This window comes from Paraburkholderia sp. USG1 (assembly GCF_031570135.1).
GTDB classification, from domain to species: domain Bacteria; phylum Pseudomonadota; class Gammaproteobacteria; order Burkholderiales; family Burkholderiaceae; genus Paraburkholderia; species Paraburkholderia dioscoreae.
In genome coordinates this window covers 1-19,257 of the sequence record NZ_JAMWXW010000049.1, presented here as the reverse complement: position 1 = coordinate 19,257, position 19,257 = coordinate 1, and the positions used below count along the sequence as shown (strand labels likewise).

Annotated in this window: 17 protein-coding genes and 1 tRNA gene; 7 read left to right on the top strand and 11 right to left on the bottom strand. The window is 62.7% G+C overall.

The window, feature by feature from the left end; genetic code table 11:
* Window positions 1-5 precede the first annotated feature (5 nt).
* The gene (gene fdnG / locus NE850_RS37295; protein ID WP_007176168.1) at window positions 6-3,074 is read right to left on the bottom strand and encodes a formate dehydrogenase-N subunit alpha; all 3,069 of its coding nucleotides are present in this window, start codon (window positions 3,072-3,074) and stop codon (window positions 6-8) included.
* Between the two features lie 295 nt (window positions 3,075-3,369).
* Between fdnG and NE850_RS37290 the strand changes: the two genes are divergently transcribed.
* Entirely contained in the window at window positions 3,370-3,627 is a 258-nt protein-coding gene (locus NE850_RS37290; protein ID WP_007176167.1) for a hypothetical protein, read from the top strand.
* Here NE850_RS37290 and NE850_RS37285 read toward each other — a convergent pair.
* Entirely contained in the window at window positions 3,617-3,781 is a 165-nt protein-coding gene (locus tag NE850_RS37285; protein ID WP_232064299.1) for a hypothetical protein, read from the bottom strand. The genes NE850_RS37290 and NE850_RS37285 overlap by 11 nt on opposite strands.
* A gap of 39 nt (window positions 3,782-3,820) precedes the next feature.
* On the opposite strand from NE850_RS37285, the gene selD reads away from it, so the two are divergent.
* The 4 genes from selD to NE850_RS37265 all read left to right on the top strand — a co-directional run bounded on the left by selD (window position 3,821) and on the right by NE850_RS37265 (window position 7,301).
* Window positions 3,821-4,885, top strand: a complete 1,065-nt coding sequence (selD, locus tag NE850_RS37280; protein WP_165187795.1) for a selenide, water dikinase SelD — start codon at window positions 3,821-3,823, stop codon at window positions 4,883-4,885.
* Between the two features lie 130 nt (window positions 4,886-5,015).
* Complete coding sequence (gene mnmH / locus NE850_RS37275) at window positions 5,016-6,083, top strand: tRNA 2-selenouridine(34) synthase MnmH (RefSeq protein WP_007176165.1); 1,068 nt, start codon at window positions 5,016-5,018, stop codon at window positions 6,081-6,083.
* 24 nt (window positions 6,084-6,107) lie between these two features.
* A complete protein-coding gene (locus NE850_RS37270) occupies window positions 6,108-7,163 on the top strand; it encodes a permease (RefSeq protein WP_007176164.1) in 1,056 nt (351 codons plus the stop codon).
* Window positions 7,164-7,166: 3 nt separating this feature from the next.
* The gene (locus NE850_RS37265) at window positions 7,167-7,301 is read left to right on the top strand and encodes a hypothetical protein (protein WP_011490803.1); all 135 of its coding nucleotides are present in this window, start codon (window positions 7,167-7,169) and stop codon (window positions 7,299-7,301) included.
* Between the two features lie 70 nt (window positions 7,302-7,371).
* Here the strand turns inward: NE850_RS37265 and dhaL are convergent, their stop codons facing one another.
* The 9 genes from dhaL to NE850_RS37220 form a co-directional block, all read right to left on the bottom strand.
* Window positions 7,372-9,075: a dihydroxyacetone kinase subunit DhaL gene (dhaL, locus tag NE850_RS37260; protein WP_007176163.1), complete on the bottom strand. Its 1,704-nt coding sequence runs from the start codon at window positions 9,073-9,075 to the stop codon at window positions 7,372-7,374.
* A gap of 305 nt (window positions 9,076-9,380) precedes the next feature.
* Window positions 9,381-9,457 (bottom strand) — tRNA-Val (locus NE850_RS37255).
* 79 nt (window positions 9,458-9,536) lie between these two features.
* On the bottom strand, window positions 9,537-11,027 hold the full coding sequence (locus NE850_RS37250) for a M81 family metallopeptidase (protein ID WP_165187793.1): 1,491 nt from the start codon (window positions 11,025-11,027) through the stop codon (window positions 9,537-9,539).
* Window positions 11,024-12,304 (bottom strand): Zn-dependent hydrolase, encoded by a 1,281-nt coding sequence (locus tag NE850_RS37245; RefSeq protein WP_310700236.1) that lies wholly within the window; start codon window positions 12,302-12,304, stop codon window positions 11,024-11,026. The genes NE850_RS37250 and NE850_RS37245 overlap by 4 nt, the downstream gene beginning before the upstream one ends.
* 33 nt (window positions 12,305-12,337) lie before the next feature.
* A complete protein-coding gene (locus NE850_RS37240; protein WP_165187789.1) occupies window positions 12,338-13,039 on the bottom strand; it encodes an ABC transporter ATP-binding protein in 702 nt (233 codons plus the stop codon).
* Window positions 13,036-13,803: an ABC transporter ATP-binding protein gene (locus tag NE850_RS37235; RefSeq protein ID WP_011490798.1), complete on the bottom strand. Its 768-nt coding sequence runs from the start codon at window positions 13,801-13,803 to the stop codon at window positions 13,036-13,038. Before NE850_RS37235 ends, NE850_RS37240 begins: the two co-directional genes overlap by 4 nt.
* Entirely contained in the window at window positions 13,800-14,855 is a 1,056-nt protein-coding gene (locus tag NE850_RS37230; protein ID WP_165187787.1) for a branched-chain amino acid ABC transporter permease, read from the bottom strand. Before NE850_RS37230 ends, NE850_RS37235 begins: the two co-directional genes overlap by 4 nt.
* Window positions 14,852-15,712, bottom strand: coding sequence for a branched-chain amino acid ABC transporter permease (locus tag NE850_RS37225; protein ID WP_007176157.1), 861 nt, complete (start codon window positions 15,710-15,712; stop codon window positions 14,852-14,854). The genes NE850_RS37230 and NE850_RS37225 overlap by 4 nt, the downstream gene beginning before the upstream one ends.
* A gap of 110 nt (window positions 15,713-15,822) precedes the next feature.
* Window positions 15,823-17,031, bottom strand: coding sequence for an ABC transporter substrate-binding protein (locus tag NE850_RS37220; protein ID WP_007176156.1), 1,209 nt, complete (start codon window positions 17,029-17,031; stop codon window positions 15,823-15,825).
* Window positions 17,032-17,305: 274 nt separating this feature from the next.
* On the opposite strand from NE850_RS37220, the gene NE850_RS37215 reads away from it, so the two are divergent.
* Together NE850_RS37215 and NE850_RS37210 are read left to right on the top strand one after the other, a co-directional pair.
* Window positions 17,306-18,151 carry a FadR/GntR family transcriptional regulator gene (locus NE850_RS37215; protein WP_007176155.1) on the top strand — a complete coding sequence of 282 codons (846 nt, stop codon included), beginning with the start codon at window positions 17,306-17,308 and terminating at the stop codon, window positions 18,149-18,151.
* A gap of 437 nt (window positions 18,152-18,588) precedes the next feature.
* Window positions 18,589-19,053, top strand: coding sequence for a hypothetical protein (locus tag NE850_RS37210; protein ID WP_035516424.1), 465 nt, complete (start codon window positions 18,589-18,591; stop codon window positions 19,051-19,053).
* Window positions 19,054-19,257 lie beyond the last annotated feature (204 nt).

Genomic DNA, 19,257 nt, shown 5'->3' with positions numbered 1-19,257 from the left:
TTTCCTTATGCCTTTTCGACCTTGACGAGGAACGACTTGAATTCCGGTGTTTGCGAATTCCCATCGCCCACGGAGGGGGTCAGCGTATTGACGAGATAGCCCGGCTTCGTGAGTCCCTTGAAGCCCCAATGCAACGGCAAGCCAACGGTCTGGACTTTCTTTCCTTCGATCATCAGCGGTTTGATCCGCTTGGTGACGAGCGCGACCGCAATGATGTGGCCGCGATTGGACGACACCTTGACGCGATCGCCGGCCACCACGCCCACTTCCTTCGCCAGATCCTCGCCGATCTCCACGAACTGTTGCGGCTGCACGATCGCGTTCAGACGCGCGTGCTTGGTCCAGTAGTGAAAGTGTTCGGTCAGACGATACGTGGTCGCGGTATGCGGGAAGTTCTCGTGCGTGCCGAACGCAGCCCGGTCGTCGGGGAACACACGTGCCGCCGGACTGCTGACCACCAGCTTGTTGTCCGGATGCAGCGGGTTGTAGCCGATCGGCGTCTCAAACGGTTCGTAGTGCTCGGGGAATGGCCCTTCCACCAGACCGTCACGCGAGAAGAAGCGCGCCACACCCTCCGGATTCATGATGAACGGATTCATGCCGTTTTCCGGCGGTTCGTCCACCTTGAAGTCGGGAACGTCCGCTCCCGCCCACGCCTTGCCGTTCCACGCGATCAGCTTGCGCGTCGGATCGAACGGCTTGCCGCTGACGTCGCACGAAGCGCGGTTGTACAGAATCCGCCGGTTCGCGGGCCACGCCCATGCCCAGTTCAGCGTGTTGCCGATGCCGGTCGGGTCGGAGTTGTCGCGGCGGCCCATCTGGTTGCCCGCCTGGGTCCACGAGCCACAGAAAATCCAGCAACCGCTCGCGGTGCTGCCGTCGTCGCGCAACTGGGCGAAGCTCGCCAGTTGCTCGCCCTTCTTCGCGAGCACCTTGGTTTTGTCGGTCGCGTCGGTGACGTCGGCGAGCGCCTTGCCGTTGAACTCCATCGCGATTTCTTCGGGCGTGGGGCTCTCCGGGTTGGCGTACGGCCAGCTCATGTTCAGAATCGGATCGGGATACTTGCCGCCGTTCTTCCTGTAAGCCTCGCGAATGCGCAGCCACAGCCCCGACATGATCTCCAGATCGCTCCTCGATTCTCCGGGACCGTCCGCGCCCTGCCAGTGCCACTGCAGCACGCGGCTGGAGCTGACCAGCGAACCGCGCTCTTCCGCGAAACAGGTGGTCGGCAAACGGAACACCTCGGTCTGGATCGAAGCCGGATCGACGTCGTTGAACTCGCCGAAATTCTTCCAGAACTCGGATGTTTCCGTGGCGAGCGGATCCATGATGACGAGCCACTTCAGCTTGGCCAGACCCGCGCCGATCTTCGCCTTGTTCGGCGCTGCGGCGAGCGGATTGAAGCCTTGCGCGATGTAGCCGGTCATCTTGCCTTGATTCATCAGCTCGAAGACCTGCAGCATGTCGTACGACTTGTCGAGCTTCGGCAGATAGTCGAAACCGAAGTTGTTCTCGGCGGTCGCGTTATCGCCCCACCACGACTTCATGAAGCTGACATGGAACGCCCGATAGTTGCGCCAGTAGCTCAGCTGATTCGGCCGCAGCGGCTGGCTCGCGCGCTTCTTGATGAAGGCGTCGAAGTCCTGCTCGGCTTCCAGCGGCAGCGTCATGTAACCCGGCAACAGGTTCGACATCAGGCCGAGGTCGGTCAAACCCTGAATGTTCGAGTGACCGCGCAGCGCGTTCATGCCGCCGCCGGCAATGCCGATATTGCCCAGCAGCAATTGCACCATCGCGCCGGTGCGGATGATCTGCGCGCCGATCGAATGATGCGTCCAGCCGAGCGCGTACAGGATCGTGCCGGCGCGCCCCGGAACTGCCGTGGATGCCAGCATCTCGCACACCTTGAGGAATTTTTCCTTCGGCGTGCCGCACGCTTTCTCGACCTGCTCGGGCGTATAGCGCGAGTAGTGCTGCTTCATCAGCTGATAGACGCAGCGCGGGTGCTGCAACGTCGGATCGATTTTGGCAAAGCCGTCGTCGCCGCGTTCGTAGTCCCACGAACTCTGGTCGTACTTTCGCTTGTCGGCGTTGTAGCCGGAATACAGGCCGTCGGTAAACGAGAAGTCCTCACGAACGATGAACGGCATGTCCGTGTAGTTCTTTACATACTCGTGCTGGATCTTGTCGTTGGTGAGCAAATAGTTGATCACCCCGCCCAGGAACACGATGTCCGAGCCGGTCCGAATCTGCGCGTAATAATCCGCGACCGATGCCGTACGCGTAAAGCGCGGATCGACCACGATCAATCTTGCCTTGCGATGCGCTTTGGCTTCAGTGACCCACTTGAAACCGCATGGGTGTGCCTCGGCCGCATTGCCGCCCATTACGAGAATCACATCCGCGTTCTTGATGTCGACCCAATGGTTCGTCATCGCTCCACGGCCAAACGTCGGGGCAAGACCTGCCACCGTCGGGCCGTGTCAGACACGTGCTTGATTGTCGAATGCGAGCATGCCAAGACTGCGGACAGTCTTGTGCGTCAAATAACCGACTTCATTGCTACCGGCCGATGCCGCGAGCATGCCGGTGGTCAGCCAGCGGTTGACCTTCTTGCCGTCTTGCGTTGTCTCGACGAAGTTGGCGTCGCGGTCCTCCTTCATCAATTTCGCGATGCGATCGAGCGCGTCTTCCCACGAAATGCGCTTCCATTCATTCGAGCCGGCCGCGCGGTACTCCGGATACTTCAGACGGCTCGGGCTATGAATGAAGTCGATCAGGCTCGCGCCCTTCGGGCACAGCGTGCCGCGATTGACCGGGTGGTCGGGATCGCCTTCGATGTGGATGATGCTGGACTTCGCGTTCTTGGCGTTGTCGCCAAGTCCATACATCAGGATGCCGCAGCCTACCGAACAGTACGGGCAGGTATTGCGGGTTTCGGTTGTGCGCGACAACTTGTACTGACGGACTTCCGCTAACGCGGGCGTCGGTGAGAAGCCCATGAGGGCGAGACTCGATCCGGCTAGCGTGGTGGCGGAGACCTTCAGAAATTGTCGCCGGGACATATGGGGCATTGAATGGCCTCGGCTCTTTTTGGGGGTACTGATCATGATTATAGAGGCCGGCATAAAGTCCTGCAGCGAGAACTTCTACCTGCTCGAATGCGATCAAATATGAAGTATCACAGCCGGTTTCAAAAGCCGCGGCATCGTTTTTGCTGAGCTGGTGAGTCATGGACCAACCCTTACTTCGGATCTTCACGCAACCATGACCCCTCCACTGCTCGATTCTTCACCCTCAGGCCGTTTTTGCACCGCAGTAAAGCGGCGGGCGCCGGCGGGTCTCGCCTCACTTGCATTCGGCGTTGCGATGCTCGCGTCGACTCAGGGCAGCTTTGCTCAGATCACCCAGGGCAGCGGCTCGTCACAGCAGGAACGTCGCACGTCCTCGATGGGATCGGCGCCTGATTCGTCCGCGTCGATGGTTCACGAATCGAACAAGCCGCAGACGAAGGATGGCGGTTCGGCGAAGTCGCGCGGCAAGACGGCAGGCCAAGGACACAAGGCCCAAGGCGCGGGCGGCTTCGATAACGGCCTCTACGGCACGGGCGCGGGCACTAACAAATAAATAGCGAATCGATCTGCGTCATCGTGTCGGCGTCGGCATGCTCGTCCCCAAGGCTGCCGCTTATGGGCAGCATGCGCGGAAATGCGTGGGCGGTTGCGGCCGCCTGGCGAAGCACCTCGCTGCGCGGTCGCTCTGCGCCGGGAACGAACAGCATTCATAATGTGTGCATTCGTAGCCAGGAATGCCCGCCACAATGACAGATACCTCCGTCCCCGCAAGCACGTCGCCCCGTCTGACCAGTCTGTCGCACGGTGGCGGCTGCGGCTGCAAGATCGCGCCCGGCCTGCTCGCCGACCTGCTCAAACGCAGTGCACCATTGCCGTTCTTTCCCGATCTGCTGGTCGGCAACGACACAGCCGACGACGCCGCCGTCTACAGACTCAACGACGAGCAGGCGATCGTCGCCACCACCGACTTCTTCATGCCGATCGTCGACGACCCGTTCGACTTCGGCCGCATCGCCGCGACCAATGCGCTGTCCGACGTCTACGCGATGGGCGGCAAGCCGCTGATGGCGCTGGCCATTGTCGGCATGCCGATCAATGTGCTGCCGCACGACGTGATCGCAGCCGTGCTGAAGGGCGGCGAATCCGTATGCGCCGAGGCCGGCATTCCGCTCGCCGGCGGTCATTCGATCGATTCGGTCGAGCCGATCTACGGCCTCGTCGCCATCGGCGTGGTCGACCCGAAGCGCGTCAAGCGCAACGCGGGCGCGCAGGCGGGCGACGTGCTGATTCTCGGTAAGCCGCTGGGCGTCGGCATCCTCTCGGCCGCGCTGAAGAAAGACCGGCTGGATGCCGCCGGCTACGCAGCCATGATCGCCGCGACGACCAAGCTCAACCGTCCGGGCGCGGAGCTGTCGAAGCTCGACGGCGTGCATGCGCTCACCGACATCACCGGCTTCGGCCTGCTCGGCCACACGCTGGAACTGGCGCGTGGCTCGCACCTGACCGCGCGCGTGCGCTATGCGGATCTGCCATGGCTGCCGGATGTGGTCGACCTGGCGGAAGCCGGCATTTTCACCGGCGCGTCGGGACGCAACTGGGACGCCTACGGCAAGAGCATCGGTTTGCCCGCCTCATTGCCGGCGACGGCGCGCACCTTGCTCACCGATCCGCAAACCTCCGGTGGCTTGCTGGTCTCGTGCGCGCCGCAAGCCGTCGACGAGGTTCTCGCGCTGTTCCGCGCCGACGGGTTCGGCGAGGCGTGCGTGATCGGTGAAATGGTTAGCGGGGAAGGCCACGTCGACGTCATCTAGGAAGCCGGACGGCGAAAGCAACACGGCAGGGCGCGTGTCTCGCAAGCTGTCTTGAACGCTCTGCCAGCCGGTATTTACCGCGCATGAGATAATTTCGTCCTCCCCGCCGGCCCGTTTCGTCCCTAACTCCTTGAAAAACCTACTCGTCAGCCTCGAAAAAGCAGGTGATTTCGATGAAATCATCGACGTGCGCACACCCCTCGAATTCGCGGAAGACCATATTCCGGGCGCCCTCAATGCGCCCGTGCTAAGCAACGAGGAGCGTGTGCTGGTCGGCACCACATACAAGCAGGTGTCTCCGTTCGAAGCCACGCGGATCGGCGCGGCGCTCGTCGCACGCAATATCGCGCACCATCTGGAAACGACCTTCGCCGACCGGCCGCGCAACTGGCGGCCGCTGATCTACTGCTGGCGCGGCGGCAAGCGCTCGGGCTCGGTGACCACGCTGTTCAATATGATCGGCTGGCAGGCGCGTCAACTGGAAGGCGGCTACAAGACTTATCGGCGGGCCACGCTCGATACGCTGGACAGCTTGCCGGCAACGTTTTCATACATCGCGCTGGTGGGTCCGACCGGCAGCGGCAAGACACGCCTGCTCGCGGCGTTGAACGCGGCGGGCGCGCAGACGCTGGATCTCGAAGCGCTGGCCTCGCACCGCGGCTCGCTGCTCGGCGCATGGGCCGGCGTGCCGCAGCCGTCGCAGAAACGGTTCGACACGCTGCTCGTCACCGCGCTGCGCACCTTCAACCCGGCCCGGCCGGTGTTCGTGGAAGCGGAAAGCCGGCGCATTGGCTCCGTTGCGTTGCCGCTCGCGCTGCTCGACACGTTTCATCGGGGCCGCTGCGTGGAGGTGCTGTCGAGCCGTGAAGATCGCGCAGCATTCCTGCTGCACGACTACGCGCATCTGTTCGACGATCCGGAGTCGCTGAAGGCTCAACTGCAAAGGCTGATCGGTTTGCACAGCCGGGAACGTGTCACGGGCTGGCAACAGCTCGTCGACGACAACCGGCGCGCCGAACTCGCGCGCGAATTGATCGAGCGCCACTACGATCCGGCGTACGCGCGCAGCAGCCATGAGCATTTCGTCCAGTTGCCGCGCGCATTGCAGTTCAATTTTCGCCCCAACGGCGCCGATGTCGTCGACCAGGCAAGCGCGCTGCTTGCACAGGTCGACGGCAACGCGCTCGCTGTCATCTGATCAAATCCAACGTTCAAGACCATCATGCAATCAACCCTTCGACAACCGCGTGTCGCTCTCGGCTGGATCGTGTTCCTGCTGATTGCCGTCGTCGGCCTCTTCTATGTGAAATGGTTCCCGTACTACAACCGCGCATTCGTCGCCGCGAGCCAGCACTCCATCGGCAAATCCATTCTGATGGGGACGTCGGCGAGCGCGCCGGCGGCATCGTGGCAGGCCGCCATCGACTACGCCCTCGCCTACGGCAAGGCGATCTGGCAAGCCATGGTGCTGGGGCTGCTGCTCGGCTCGGCGGTGCAGGCGCTGATTCCGCCGCAATGGGTCGCGCGTGCGCTCGGCCGGAGCGATTTCAGCAGCGTGGTGAAAGGCGGCCTGATGTCGCTGCCGGGCATGATGTGCACGTGCTGCGCCGCGCCGGTCGTGGCGGGCTTGCGCGCGCGTCAGGCGGCGCCGGGTGCGGCGATCGCGTTCTGGCTCGGCAATACCGCCTTGAATCCGGCCACGTTGATCTTCATGGGCTTCGTGCTCGGCTGGCAGTGGATGGGCCTGCGGCTCGCCTTGGGCATCGTGATGGTATTCGGCCTCGGTTATCTGGTGAATCGCATGGTCACGCCGAAAGAAGCCGAAGCGTCGCGCGAAGCAATGGCGCAACTGATCACCAGCGATGTGCCCGGCACTGCGTTCACACGCTGGGTGAAAATTCTCGGCACGATGACGCTGCGGCTCATTCCCGAATACATCGTGCTGGTGCTGATTCTCGGCGCGGCGCGCACGTGGCTGTTTCCGCATGTCGGACCGGATATCGACAACAGCCTGCTGTGGATCGTCGCGCTGTCCATCGCCGGCACGCTGTTCGTGATTCCGACCGCGGGCGAAGTGCCGATCATCCAGGCCATGCTCTCGTTCGGCATGGCCGCCGGTCCGGCGGGCGCCTTGCTGATGACGCTGCCGCTCATTAGCGTGCCGTCCATGGCCATGCTCTCCCGCTCGTTTCCGCGCCGCGTGCTGACGGCGGTGGCACTGGCCGTGGCGGTCTGTGGCGTGGTCAGCGGATTGCTGGCTGTCGCCTTGGGGTTTTAAAGCATGAAACGTATCGCCGCTTTTTCTTTGACGAGCTGGTCTGCCGCCGGCCTGCTTTACTTCGGACAGCATTCGGTAGCGCTGATCGTGGTGAGCGGGGTCGTCGCGCTGGCCGGCTTCGATCTGCTTCGTCCGTAACAGCGCGCCGTATCCGAACTGAAGCGCGCGGAGCCTGATCGCTGAAGCGAGCCGTCTTTCGACGGCTCGCTTACTCCGCCAGCGCCTCGCGAATCGCCGCGAGCCACAGCACCGCCGCGTGCGCGCCCGGATCCGCGTGACCGAGCGCACGCTCGCCGACGTAACTCGAACGCCCGCGCCGCGGATGCATCGACGCCGTTTGCGCGGCGCCTTCGGTTGCCGCGTCGACGGCCGCGTTCAATGCGGCGTCGAGCGTATCGGAACGTGCGAGAGCGGCTTGCAATGCATCGGCAGCCGGCTTCAGCGCATCGACCATCGTGCGATCGCCAGGTTGCGCACCGCCTAGCGCCATCAAGCCTTCGACGCCCGCACTGAATGCCGCCGCCCAGTCCTTCGGCGTCGCTCCGCCCGATTGTTCGAGCGCGAGCGCGGCGCGCAGCAGCATGACCGCGTAAAGCGGGCCGGAGGTGCCGCCGACCACGCGCCGCAGCGTCGCCGACATGCTGCGCAAAACGCCGCCCGGCGTCGTTTCAGCCGGATAGCCGTCGAGCTCCTGAATGATCGCGCGCGCACCGCGCGACAGGCTGATGCCGAGATCGCCGTCGCCGACGCGCTGATCCATGTCGGTCAGCGTCGGCTCGGCTTTCAGCAAGCACGCGCAGACCGCTTCGATGACGCGGCGCAGCGTCGCTTCATGCGACAGCGTCGCACCGCTTGCGCGATCCGGTTCGGCCGGCGCGGGCCGCACGGAGGCCGGCGCGATGCGTCCGCCAAGCGCCGGCCACGCACTGGTCTGCGCGGCGGCATCGAGCCAACCGAGACGTTGATCGTCCACTCGCAGCAGCGACAGCGAAATGCCCGCCATTTCCAGCGCGCTCAGGAATGTGCCGGCCCACGCGCGCTCTGTCTTGATGCCGCGCTCCGCCAGATAACGCAGCGCGGAGCCGGCCACAATGTTCAATTCGCTCGACGGCGTGCCGCCCAGATTGTTCACCAGCAACGCCACCCGCTCGCCGGCCTGCAACGACAGGTCGCCGACAATCTTCTCCAGCAGCCTGTCGACGACCGCGGCGGCGGGCTCCAGCGCGCCACGCTCCACACCGGGTTCGCCGTGAATGCCGAGACCCCATTCGACCTCGCCATCGGCCAGTTCGAAACCCGGTTTGCCCGCGGCCGGCACCGTGCATGCGGTAAGTGCTACGCCCATCGTGCCGAGCGAGGCCGCCACGTCACGTGCGATCTGCGCGACCTCCGCCAGCGGGCGGCCCGATGCCGCAGCCGCGCCCGCGATCTTGTGAACCAGCACGGTCCCCGCAAGCCCGCGACGGCCCGCGTGATCGCCGCTCGCCGTCAGTGCGACGTCGTCGGCGACGATCACCATTTCCGTCGGTATGCCTTCGGCGCGCGCAATCTCAGCCGCCAGGCCAAAGTTGAAGCGGTCGCCCGTGTAGTTCTTCACGATCAGCAGCGCACCGGCCGCGCCGGCCACCGCGCGGATCGCGTCGAGTACGGCGTCGGTAGACGGCGACGTGAAGACTTCACCGGCGACCGCCGCGCTCAGCATGCCGGGGCCGACATAGCCGCCGTGCGCGGGTTCGTGGCCCGAGCCGCCGCCCGAGATCAGCGCGACTTCTCCGCGCGCGACGGCGGCCTCGGCATCCGCGCGCACGACGATCGTGCTGCCTTGCAACAGCGAGAGATGGGGATTGAGCGCCGCGAGTCCGTCGAGCATATCCGGAACAACCGCGGAAACCTCGTTGATGAGCTTCTTCATTGCGTCAGCTTCCTTTTTCAAGCTGCCGGCGCTTTCGTTACGCGCTGGACGGCAGTCTATTCAGTGGCAAAAGCGGAAGGATTAACTGTACCGCGCATTGGCGAATGACGACATGACGCGGGAACACGCGGGACCGTTGGACGCACGCAGGCATTCGCGGCAAACAGGTCACGCTGCGTCTGGTTCTAGGTAATACGAAGGGGAGAAACTGACAGGACAGCGGCACGACAAACTGTGCGCCGGATGATGCGGGAACCTGACCGTAGACGAAAGCGGAGCCACTTTCGTCTACGTCACGGATGCGTTGGTAGGCTCGATTGGATTCGAACCAACGACCCCCACCATGTCAAGGTGGTGCTCTAACCAACTGAGCTACGAGCCTTTAGAGGCGCGAATTATAGAGAACCCGCAGGCTCTGCACAAGCCCCTAACGGCACTTCTGCCAGCGCAGCGCGCGGCATTCAGTTCGTGACTGCCCATTCGGTCTGCGTATCAAGCGGATAAACCGGCCGCTTCACGTGCGCGAAAGCGAACAGACCGTAATCGGAACTCGTCACACCACGGCTATCGCATTCCACCAGCGCCGCGGCGATCGGCACGAAAACCGGCCGGCAGTACATGCGCGATTTGAGCAACAGGAAACGCGCGCGACGCGGATCGATACCGACGCTCTCGAACACGCCGAGATCCCACGGTTCATGCGTGCGCTCGGTGATCACCAGCGTGAAGGCGCCGGTATCGAGTACCGCGGCGCGTCCCATGAAGGCACGCTGGCCGGTGTAAGTCGGCCCGCTGATCACGTACTCGCCATCGGTCAGCGCGCGCACCACGCCGGTCACGGCAAGCGGCGGACGCGGCTTGAGCGCATCGCTCGCAACCTTGTTGCCGATAGTCACCGTCACCGTACTGCCGACGCCGGCCGCCATCAATGCCGCGACCGCTTGCGGATCGCACAACGGCCCGCTCACGATGCCATCGAGCTTCTGCTTCAATGCCTCTTCGAGCAGATCCATCGTGTCGCATGTGCCGCCCGACATGCAGTTGTCGCCGTGATCGAGCAGGAGCACGGGCTTCTCGGCGTTCACTGCGAGCGTCGCGGCCTGCGCAACGGAGTCAGCGAGAGGCGCGCTGCGATACACAAAATCTTCGCGCTCATTCCAGATCTGCCGCGCGATGCGCTCCGCCACCGCTTCGGCCTCGGCGCGCTCGCCGCTGCCGACCACCACCACGCTGATGCACGGCGCCGCGATATCGGCCAGCGAAAAACCGGACAACACCGACACCGCGAGCATGCCGTCGGCTTCGGCGGCGCGCGCGGCATTCACGGCGCGTTTCATCGCGCCTTCAGCGGTCGCGCTGCGCAGCGTATGCGTGAGCAGCGGCGGCTGGCGCCACGCGATCACGGGCTTCGCCTTGCCGTGGACCAGATCGAACATCAAACGCGCCGCATGCGCGCCGGTCTCGTACATATCCACGTGCGGATAGGTCTTGAAGCTGACGATCACGTCGGCGTTGTCGATCATCTTTTGCGTGACGTTGCCGTGCAGATCGAGTGCAACCGCGATCGGTGCATCGGGCAACAACGCGCGCACGCGTTCGAGCAGGTCGCCTTCACCATCGTTTGAATTTTCGGCGACCATTGCGCCGTGCAGATCGAGCATAACCGCGTCGCAACCTGCCGCGGCCGACACGATCGCCTCGCAGATCGCGTCGTAGGCTGCGGCCTCGACCGGTCCGCTCGGATTTGCCGACGCCGATACGGGCGTCACGATTTCGGCATGCTCCTTCTCGGCGGCGTCGATGAATGCGGCCATCGCCGTCTGCATGCCTTGGTTCTCGGCGAACGCGTCTTCTCCATAGCTCGGTCCGTTGCGCCCGAACGCGGCCAACGGCGTGGCCACCGGCGAAAACGTGTTGGTCTCGTGATTCATTCGCGCGATGAGGATTTTCATGCGTTCGCACTCCCCGCTTTCTGCGCGGCGTTCAACATGGCCTGCAGCAGCACGTTGCAACCGGCTTCAAGATGATCCGCCCGCGCGTCTTCGATTTCGTTGTGGCTGATGCCGTCTTTGCACGGCACGAAGATCATCGCGGCGGGCGCGACTCTCGCGAGGTAAACAGCGTCGTGGCCGGCGCCGCTGATCACATCCATCGACGCAAAACCGAGCGTGTCGGCGCCCTGCTTCACGGCGCCGACCAGTTCCGCGGCGAACGGCTGCGGCGGGAAATACACGACCTGCTCGACGTCCACGGTAATGCCGGCTTTCTCGCCCGCCAGCGAGCATGCGGCGCGCAATGCACTGTCCATTGCCGTGAGCGTGATATCGTCGGCGGCACGCAGATCGACGGTGAGCGTCACGCGGCCCGGAATCACGTTGCGGGAATTCGGATGCACGTCGAGCCAGCCCACCGTGCCGCGCCCATGAGGCGCGTGATCGAGCGCGATGCGATTGACGGCATGAATCAGATCCGCCGCGATGAGCAGCGCGTCGCGGCGCAGTTCCATCGGCGTCGGGCCCGCGTGCGCCTCCATGCCTTGCACCGTCACGTCGTACCAGCGTTGGCCGAGCGCGCCTTGCACCACGCCGATTGTTTTGTCGTGTGCTTCCAGCACCGGCCCCTGTTCGATATGCGCTTCGAAATAGGCGCCGACCGTGTGCGGCTTTTCGTTCTCGCCCGCATATCCGATCCGGGACAGTGCGTCGCGCACCGATACCCCTTCGCGGTCGCGTTGTTCGAGCGCATGCTCCAGGGTGAACGCGCCGGCGAACACGCCGGAACCCATCATCACCGGCACGAAGCGCGAGCCTTCTTCATTGGTCCACACCGCGACTTCCAGCGGCGCCAGCGTCCGCACATTGGCGTCGGCAAGCGTACGCAGTACTTCGAGACCCGCGAGCACGCCGTAATTGCCGTCGAACTTGCCGCCCGTGGGTTGCGTATCGATGTGGCTGCCGGTCATCACCGGCGCAAGATCATCGCGCAACCCGGCGCGGCGCGCGAAGATGTTGCCGATCGCGTCGATCCGCACGGTGCAGCCGATTTTCTTCGCCCATGCGATAAAGAGGTCACGCGCCTCGCGGTCCAACTCCGTGAGCGCGAGCCGGCATACGCCGCCTTTATCGGTAGCGCCGATCCGCGCGAGTTGCATGAGACTGTCCCAAAGCCGCGCGCCGTCGACTCGCAGATCGGCAAACGTCGCGACGGTTGTTGATTCGTGAACTTGCATCGATGCTTCCTCGTATTGAAGACTGAGTACGCGTCAGACCACGCCGACGCCGAGATAACGGTCCTTGATCGAGTCGTCCGCGGAAAACGACGCGTTATCGCCGGAATACACGATCACGCCCTGTTCGATGATGTAGTGGCGGTCCGCGAGTTGCGTGCAAACTTCGAGGTTCTGCTCGACCAGCAGAATCGCCACGCCCGCCTCGCGGATCAGCTTGAGTTGCGCGACGATCTCTTCGACGATCACCGGCGCAAGGCCTTCGACCGGCTCGTCGAGCATCAGCAAACGCGGGTGATTCATCAGCGCGCGGCCGATTGCAAGCATCTGCTGTTCGCCGCCGGATAGCTGTGCGCCCCCGTTCGTGCGCCGCTCCTTGAGACGCGGAAAAATGCGGTAGATGTCGTCGAGTTGCCACGGCGAATCTTTGCGCGCGCCGAGCCGCAAGTTCTCTTCGACCGTGAGCAAACGAAAGATGCCGCGATGCTCCGGCACGAAACAGACACCTCGTGACGCGATCTTGTGCGGCGGCAGGCCGCCGATTGCGGCGCCGTTGAACGTGACCGTGCCGCGCTGCGGCGCGACGACACCAGCAATCGCTTTCAGCGTGGTCGACTTGCCGGCGCCGTTGCGGCCCAACAGCGTCACTGTTTCACCGTCGTTGATTTGCAGTGACACGCCTTGCAGGATGTGGCTCTTGCCGTAGAAGCCGTGAATCTGCTGCACGTCGAGAATCATGCGCGGCCTCCGGTGATCATGTTGCCGAGATAGGCGCTGCGCACGCGCTCGTCGCCGCGAATGTCGTCGGGGCGGCCTTCCACCAGCACGCGCCCTTGCTGCATGACGGTGATCGTGTCGGAAATGTCCATCACGATGCCCATGTTGTGTTCGATCAGCACGACTGTGTAATCGTCGCGCAGGCCGCGAATCAATTGCTTCATATCGTCGAGATCGTCGATACCCATGCCCGAGGTCGGCTCGTCCAGAAAGATGGCCTTGGGCCGCGCGGCCAGTGCCATGCCGACTTCGAGCCGCCGCTGCTGACCGTGCGAGAGCGCGCCCGCCGATACTTCGCTGAAACGCTGCAGAGCCAGTCGTTCGAGCACGCTATCGACGGTATCCGAATGAGTGAGCGCACCGTGCGGCGGCGCCCACGCATTCAGCGCGCGCACCGCGTCGACACCTTGCGCGGCGAGCCGCAGATTTTCCCGTACGCTCAGGTTGGCGAACAGGCTGGTTACCTGGAACGAACGCGCAACGCCGCGTCGTACGCGCTTGTGGTCCGGCTCATGCGTGACGTCGTGGCCGTCGAAAACGATCTTGCCTTCGGTGATCGGCAGCGTGCCCGTCAATACGTGAAACAGCGTGGTTTTGCCCGCCCCGTTGGGGCCGATGACGGAATGCACCGTGCGCGGCATGATGTTCAGCGTGACGTCAGCAAGTGCCGTGAATTTTCCATAGCGCTTTACAACGCCACTGGCTCGCAGAATCGCTTCGCTCATACGGGCTCCTTGTCTGCGTCATTGTCTGCATCGGTAGACGATCTGCGGCGTAGCGATTGCCAGATGCGTTCGCCCAATCCCCACAGCCCGCGCTGCATGAACAGGCTCACGGCGATCAGCACGATGCCGAGCAGCAACAGCCAGCGCGGCCACAACGTGGAGAGCCAGTCGGCGAACAGCACGTAGAACGCGGCGCCCAGTACGGATGCGAACAGATTGCCTGTGCCGCCGATCACGGTCATCACGAGGATCATCTCGCTCGTGTGATAGTCGATGTTGGAGAGCGGCGCGATGCCCGTCATCAGCGCATGCAGCGCCCCCGCCAGCCCCGTGACCGCGCCGGAGATCACGAACGCCATCAGTTTGAAGCGTTTGACGTCGTAGCCGACCGCGGCCGCGCGTGCCTCGTTGTCGCGAATCGCCAGCAACGTACGGCCGAATACGGAGTGCGATACGCGCATCAGCAGCCAGAACACCACGAGAAACAGCACGGCGACGAAGCCGTAGTATTGCCACGGCGAGGTCAAGGGCACGATCGTCTTGCCGAACAGTCCAAGCGCCGGGCGCGGAATGTCGAGCAAACCGTTGTCGCCGCCGGTCAGATCGGGCGTGGTGTATGCGAGGAAATAGAACAGTTGCCCGAACGCGAGTGTCAGCATGACGAAGTACGTGCCACGCTGACGAATCGAAAACCAGCCGACGAGCGCCGCAGCCGCCGCGCCGATTACGGCCGCTGCAAGCAACGCCGCCGGCACCGGCAGCGCCGTCCTGGTGAGAACCAGTCCCGCGCAATAGCTTCCTAGCCCGAAGAAAATGCCCTGCCCGAATGAAAGCAGCCCTGTGTAGCCGAGCAGCAGATTGCAGCCGAGTGCGGCGAGCGCGAACACTAACACTTCCGTGGCCAGCGATCCGGAGCGCAGCGTCAGCGGCAATACGCACACCACTAGCAGCGCAAGCAGCAGGAAGCGATAGCGATGCAGCGAATGCTTCAGGCCCGGCTGGGCCCTTACAGAAGAAGCGCTTTGCACGATGGGCTTCGAGGTGTCGATCATGCCGCCCTCCCGAGCAAACCGTTCGGCCGCAGCAACAGAACAGCCGCCATCGCGACGTAGATCATGAGTCGCGCGCCTTCCGGCCACAAGGTACTCATTACGCTTTGCACGATCCCCACCAGCAGTCCGCCGACCAGTGCACCGAGGAAATTACCCATGCCACCGACCACCACCACGACGAATGCGACGCTGAGCGCTTCGATGCCCATGAAAGGATCGACACCGCGAATCGGCGCGGCAAGCACGCCCGCCAACGCGGCCGTTGCAGCGCCGAGTGCGAATACGAGGCTGAAAACACGCAATACGTTGATACCGAGCAGCGAGACCATCTCCGTCGATTCACTGCCCGCGCGCACCGCGCTGCCTAGCCGCGTGCCTTCCAGCACCCACCACAAGAGCGCTGCCAATACCGCCGTGAAGCCGATCACGAAGAGACGATACTTCGGATACACGAAGCTGCCCCAGATCACCACGCCGTTCAGCATGTCGGGCACCGCTACGTTATCGCCTAGCGGCCCCCAGATCAGGATCGCGCATTCCTGCACCACAAGCGCGAGACCGACGGTCACGAGAATATGGAACTCATGCTGCTGCGCGTAGACGTGCCGCAGAATCAGTTTCTCGACAACCCACGCAAGCGCGCCCACGACAATCGGCACTACCACGAGCGCGGTCCAGAAACTCATCGACCATTGCATCGCCTGATAGCAGAAATACGCGCCGAGCAGATAGAACGCACCGTGCGCGAAATTCACGAAGCGCAGCAAGCCGAACACGATCGACAACCCGACCGCAAGCAGGAAATACAGCATCCCCACTCCGATGCCGTTGACGATCTGCAGAAGATAAACGTTCATGGCGTCCGTCTAAAGGGTGGTGCGAAGGAGCATCGCGCTGCAGTGCCGCGTGGGCGTGTGCGTTGTGCGTGCGCGATGTGCAGGCCGCGCTCGCGTGCGGCATGCAGACGTCAAGCCATCTTGCAGCCGGTCTTGTCGAGCGGCAGGAACGATTGGCCGGAACTCACGATATCCGCGTAATCGTCGGCGTTTTTCATCTTGTTCTTCGCCTTGCCCTTCAACAGATAATAGTTCTTCAGTACCTGGTGGTCCCCTTTGCGGACCTCCTCCGGGCCAGTCAAACCGTCGTATTTCATGCCTTCAAGTGCTGCGATCACCTTCTTCGGATCGACATTGCCCGCTTTCACAATGCCGTCCAGCAGGATCTTCGTGCAAATATAGGAGCCCGCGAGGCTGTAGTTGGGATTCGCCTTGAATGCGGCGTTCGTGCGTTTGACAAGATCGCGGTTGAGCGGCGAATCGATGTCGTGCCAATACTGCGCGCCGAAATACACGCCTTCGCAAAGGTCCGCGCCAAGCGATTCGAATTGCTCGAGTCCGGACGCCCACGCCATCAGAATCGTGCAGTTGTTCTTCATGCCGAAGCTCACGGCCTGGCGCAACGTGTCGGACGACTGCGAGCCAAAGTTCAGAATCAGCAGAACGTCGGGCTTTGCGGCAACTGCGTTCGTCAGATAGCCGCTGAACTCTTTCTCATTGAGCGAGTGGTAGCTGTTACCCACGTGCTCGATACCCTTCTCTTTGAAGATCGCCTTGGCGGCCGACAACAAGCCGTCGCCGAACACGTATTGCGGTGTGATGGTGTACCAGCGCTTTGCCTTGGGCAGCGTCTGGATCAGCGGACGCACCGTCTGCTCGATCGCGCCGTAGGTCGGCACCGACCAGCGGAATGTGGCGTCGTTGCAGTCCTTGCCTGTGATTTCATCCGCGCCTGCCGTGGTGATGAAAATGCCGCCGGCTTTCTGCACTTCCTTGCCCATTGCCAATGCTTCGGAAGACAGAATACCGCCCGCAAAGAAGCGTGCATTCTTCTGCTGCGCGATTTCCTGCACACGGCGCACTGCGGTTGCCGGCTTGCCTTCCGTGTCGAGTACCGTGTATGCGAGCGGTTGACCCAACACCTTGCCGTACTGCTCGATAGCGAGCTTCATGCCGAGGTCGGCGTATTTGCCGTTTGCCGCGAACGGACCGGACATCGGCACCGGACAGGCGAACTGCAAGGTGCCGGCCTGCGCGAACGCGCTTCGCGCGACCAGCGAACCCAACGCCCCCGGAACGGCCGACAACGCGGCCAGCTTCAACATATTTCGGCGATTCAAAATGACGCTCCTTAGGAAAGAGACACGCACTGACCGACTACGAAACTGCGCACACTGCGCGAACGAGTACTCGAGCTTGCTGGCCGCCGTGAAGTTTTCCACCTCACAGGCTTTGTTCTATTTATCATGATAAATAGGTTGGACTCGATCGTAGGTACAATAAATTCGAGTGTCAATAAGGCAAAATTCCTGGCAGCATGAGGCGGCCTTCTGTGCTGCGAAGGCGCCGGCGGATCAAACGAAGATCGTGCAGGACAAACTGGGAGCATCGAATATGGCCATGGACCGCGCCAAGGCTGGCGCCGCGATTGAGATCAAGCAGCAGAAACGCGGCGATCTGGTCGCGGAGGAAATCAAGCGGCTCATCACCGAGAAAGACCTGAAGCCAGGCGACCGCCTGCCGCGCGAGGTGGAGTTGCAGCAACTCTTTTCGGTGAGCAAAAGCACGATCCGCGAGGCGCTGAAATCGCTCGAAGTGCAAGGGCTCATCAAAGTGACCACCGGCCCGAGCGGCGGCGGCATGGTGGTGGAGGTGCCGCTCGATCGCACCTTGCAACTTCTGCAGAACTATCTATTCTTCAAGGACGTATCGATCGACGACATCTACACCGTGCGCAAACTGCTGGAGCCGGAACTCGCGGCCGGGGCCGTACCGTATCTGACGGAGCAGGACTTCGAGGCGCTCGACGCGAGCATTGCATGTTGCGATCGGCCGGCTTCGTCACATGGCGGGCAGGACATCGTGCGGCAACGTCAGGAAGACGTGAATTTCCACGACATCCTCGCGGCAGCGAATCCGAACCCGTTCCTGCGCTTCAGTTGCGAGTTGATCAACGAAATGATCCGGCAGCTCATCGAGTTTCGTAACGATACGCCGCAAGCCGAACATGAGCGGTTCGGTCAGGCAAACGTCAAGATTCACAAAGCGATTACGAAAGCAGCGCGTGAGCGCAACGCGGAGAAAGTGCGCGAGTTGATGGTGATCCACATGACCGAAGCGCCGCGCTATGTGAAGCGGATGAAGGGAAAACTGCGTGGACGCCTGATCCTGGATTCGGAGATTCGTCGACGGGTGCGGGCGCGAAGCGTCTCGCCAACGGAGAAGGGTGATGACGAGTGAGGCGGGATTTGATGGCGGCCGCAGGCGTTGTGGGTTGCGCATTGCATGTCGAGGCAGTTCCGTCGGATGGCTGGGATGTTGCTTGTGCGGATCGCGGTTTTTTCTCTACCGAATGGATGTGTGAATCGTTCGATGCATCTGGCATACAGCCTTAGGTGCAGTATTAGGGCGCGCGGCTTGCTCGCCGCATCGGTGCGACGTACAGACAACGCGAGGTTCAGGTCTATGAGACGCACGACAGCATGTGGAAATAGCGAAAGGCATCGCGCACTCGAGCAGAGGGAACGAGCGCACCGGTCCTCGCGAGGGAGAACCGTGGCGAAGGCAGCCATCAAACGGAGGTCCAATCGGTCCGCCGATTGAATGCATAGCGAGGGCTCAATCTTTTTCGGGCCGCGCCGTTATTGCATCTGCACAGGCGCAAACATTGGACCTTCATGGCACAACCTATCCCGTTATCTCGCAATACAGGCATTGCACGTGCTCGGCATGCCAAGGCCATGCTGTTGCCGATCGCCCGGCGGACCGCCGACGACCTCGCGCTTCGGGTCCATCTGGCGCTCGACGCCTTGCGCCGCGGCGCCGGCAGCATGACCGACGCACAAATACTCACACAAATCATGCTGTTGACCGGCTTCTTGGCTGAGTCGGGCTTCGGCTCAGCCACCGCCGAACAATTGAGTACGGCAGAATGCACTGTGTCGTCCGTGTTCGATATCGGCCGTGAGACCGGCAAGTGGAGTCTGGACGAGGCGGGATTCTCGCTTTTTGCGACGATCGCGACGAACTACGATCAGCAGTTGCATAGTGCGCCCCTTTGGGCAGTCACAGACGCGAGCGAGCGGCTTGATCGATTTACCGCTGGCATGTCGCATCAGACTCCCGTGCGCAAGCGGGCTTAGGCCGATCGGCGGGCGGATCTGTCGATGCATGCCAGTCGACGGGTGCGGTGTACTGGGAAGGCGCCGCGCGGATATCGCGGCGCAGTAAGTCATGGGGCAGATCTGATGCTGGGCGCCGCTGGCTGTGCGTGAGTACGGCAGCGGCGCGGAGTGGGCGGAGAGCGGAATGCCGCGGGTGAATTGCGCCGTAGCGGTTGCTGGACG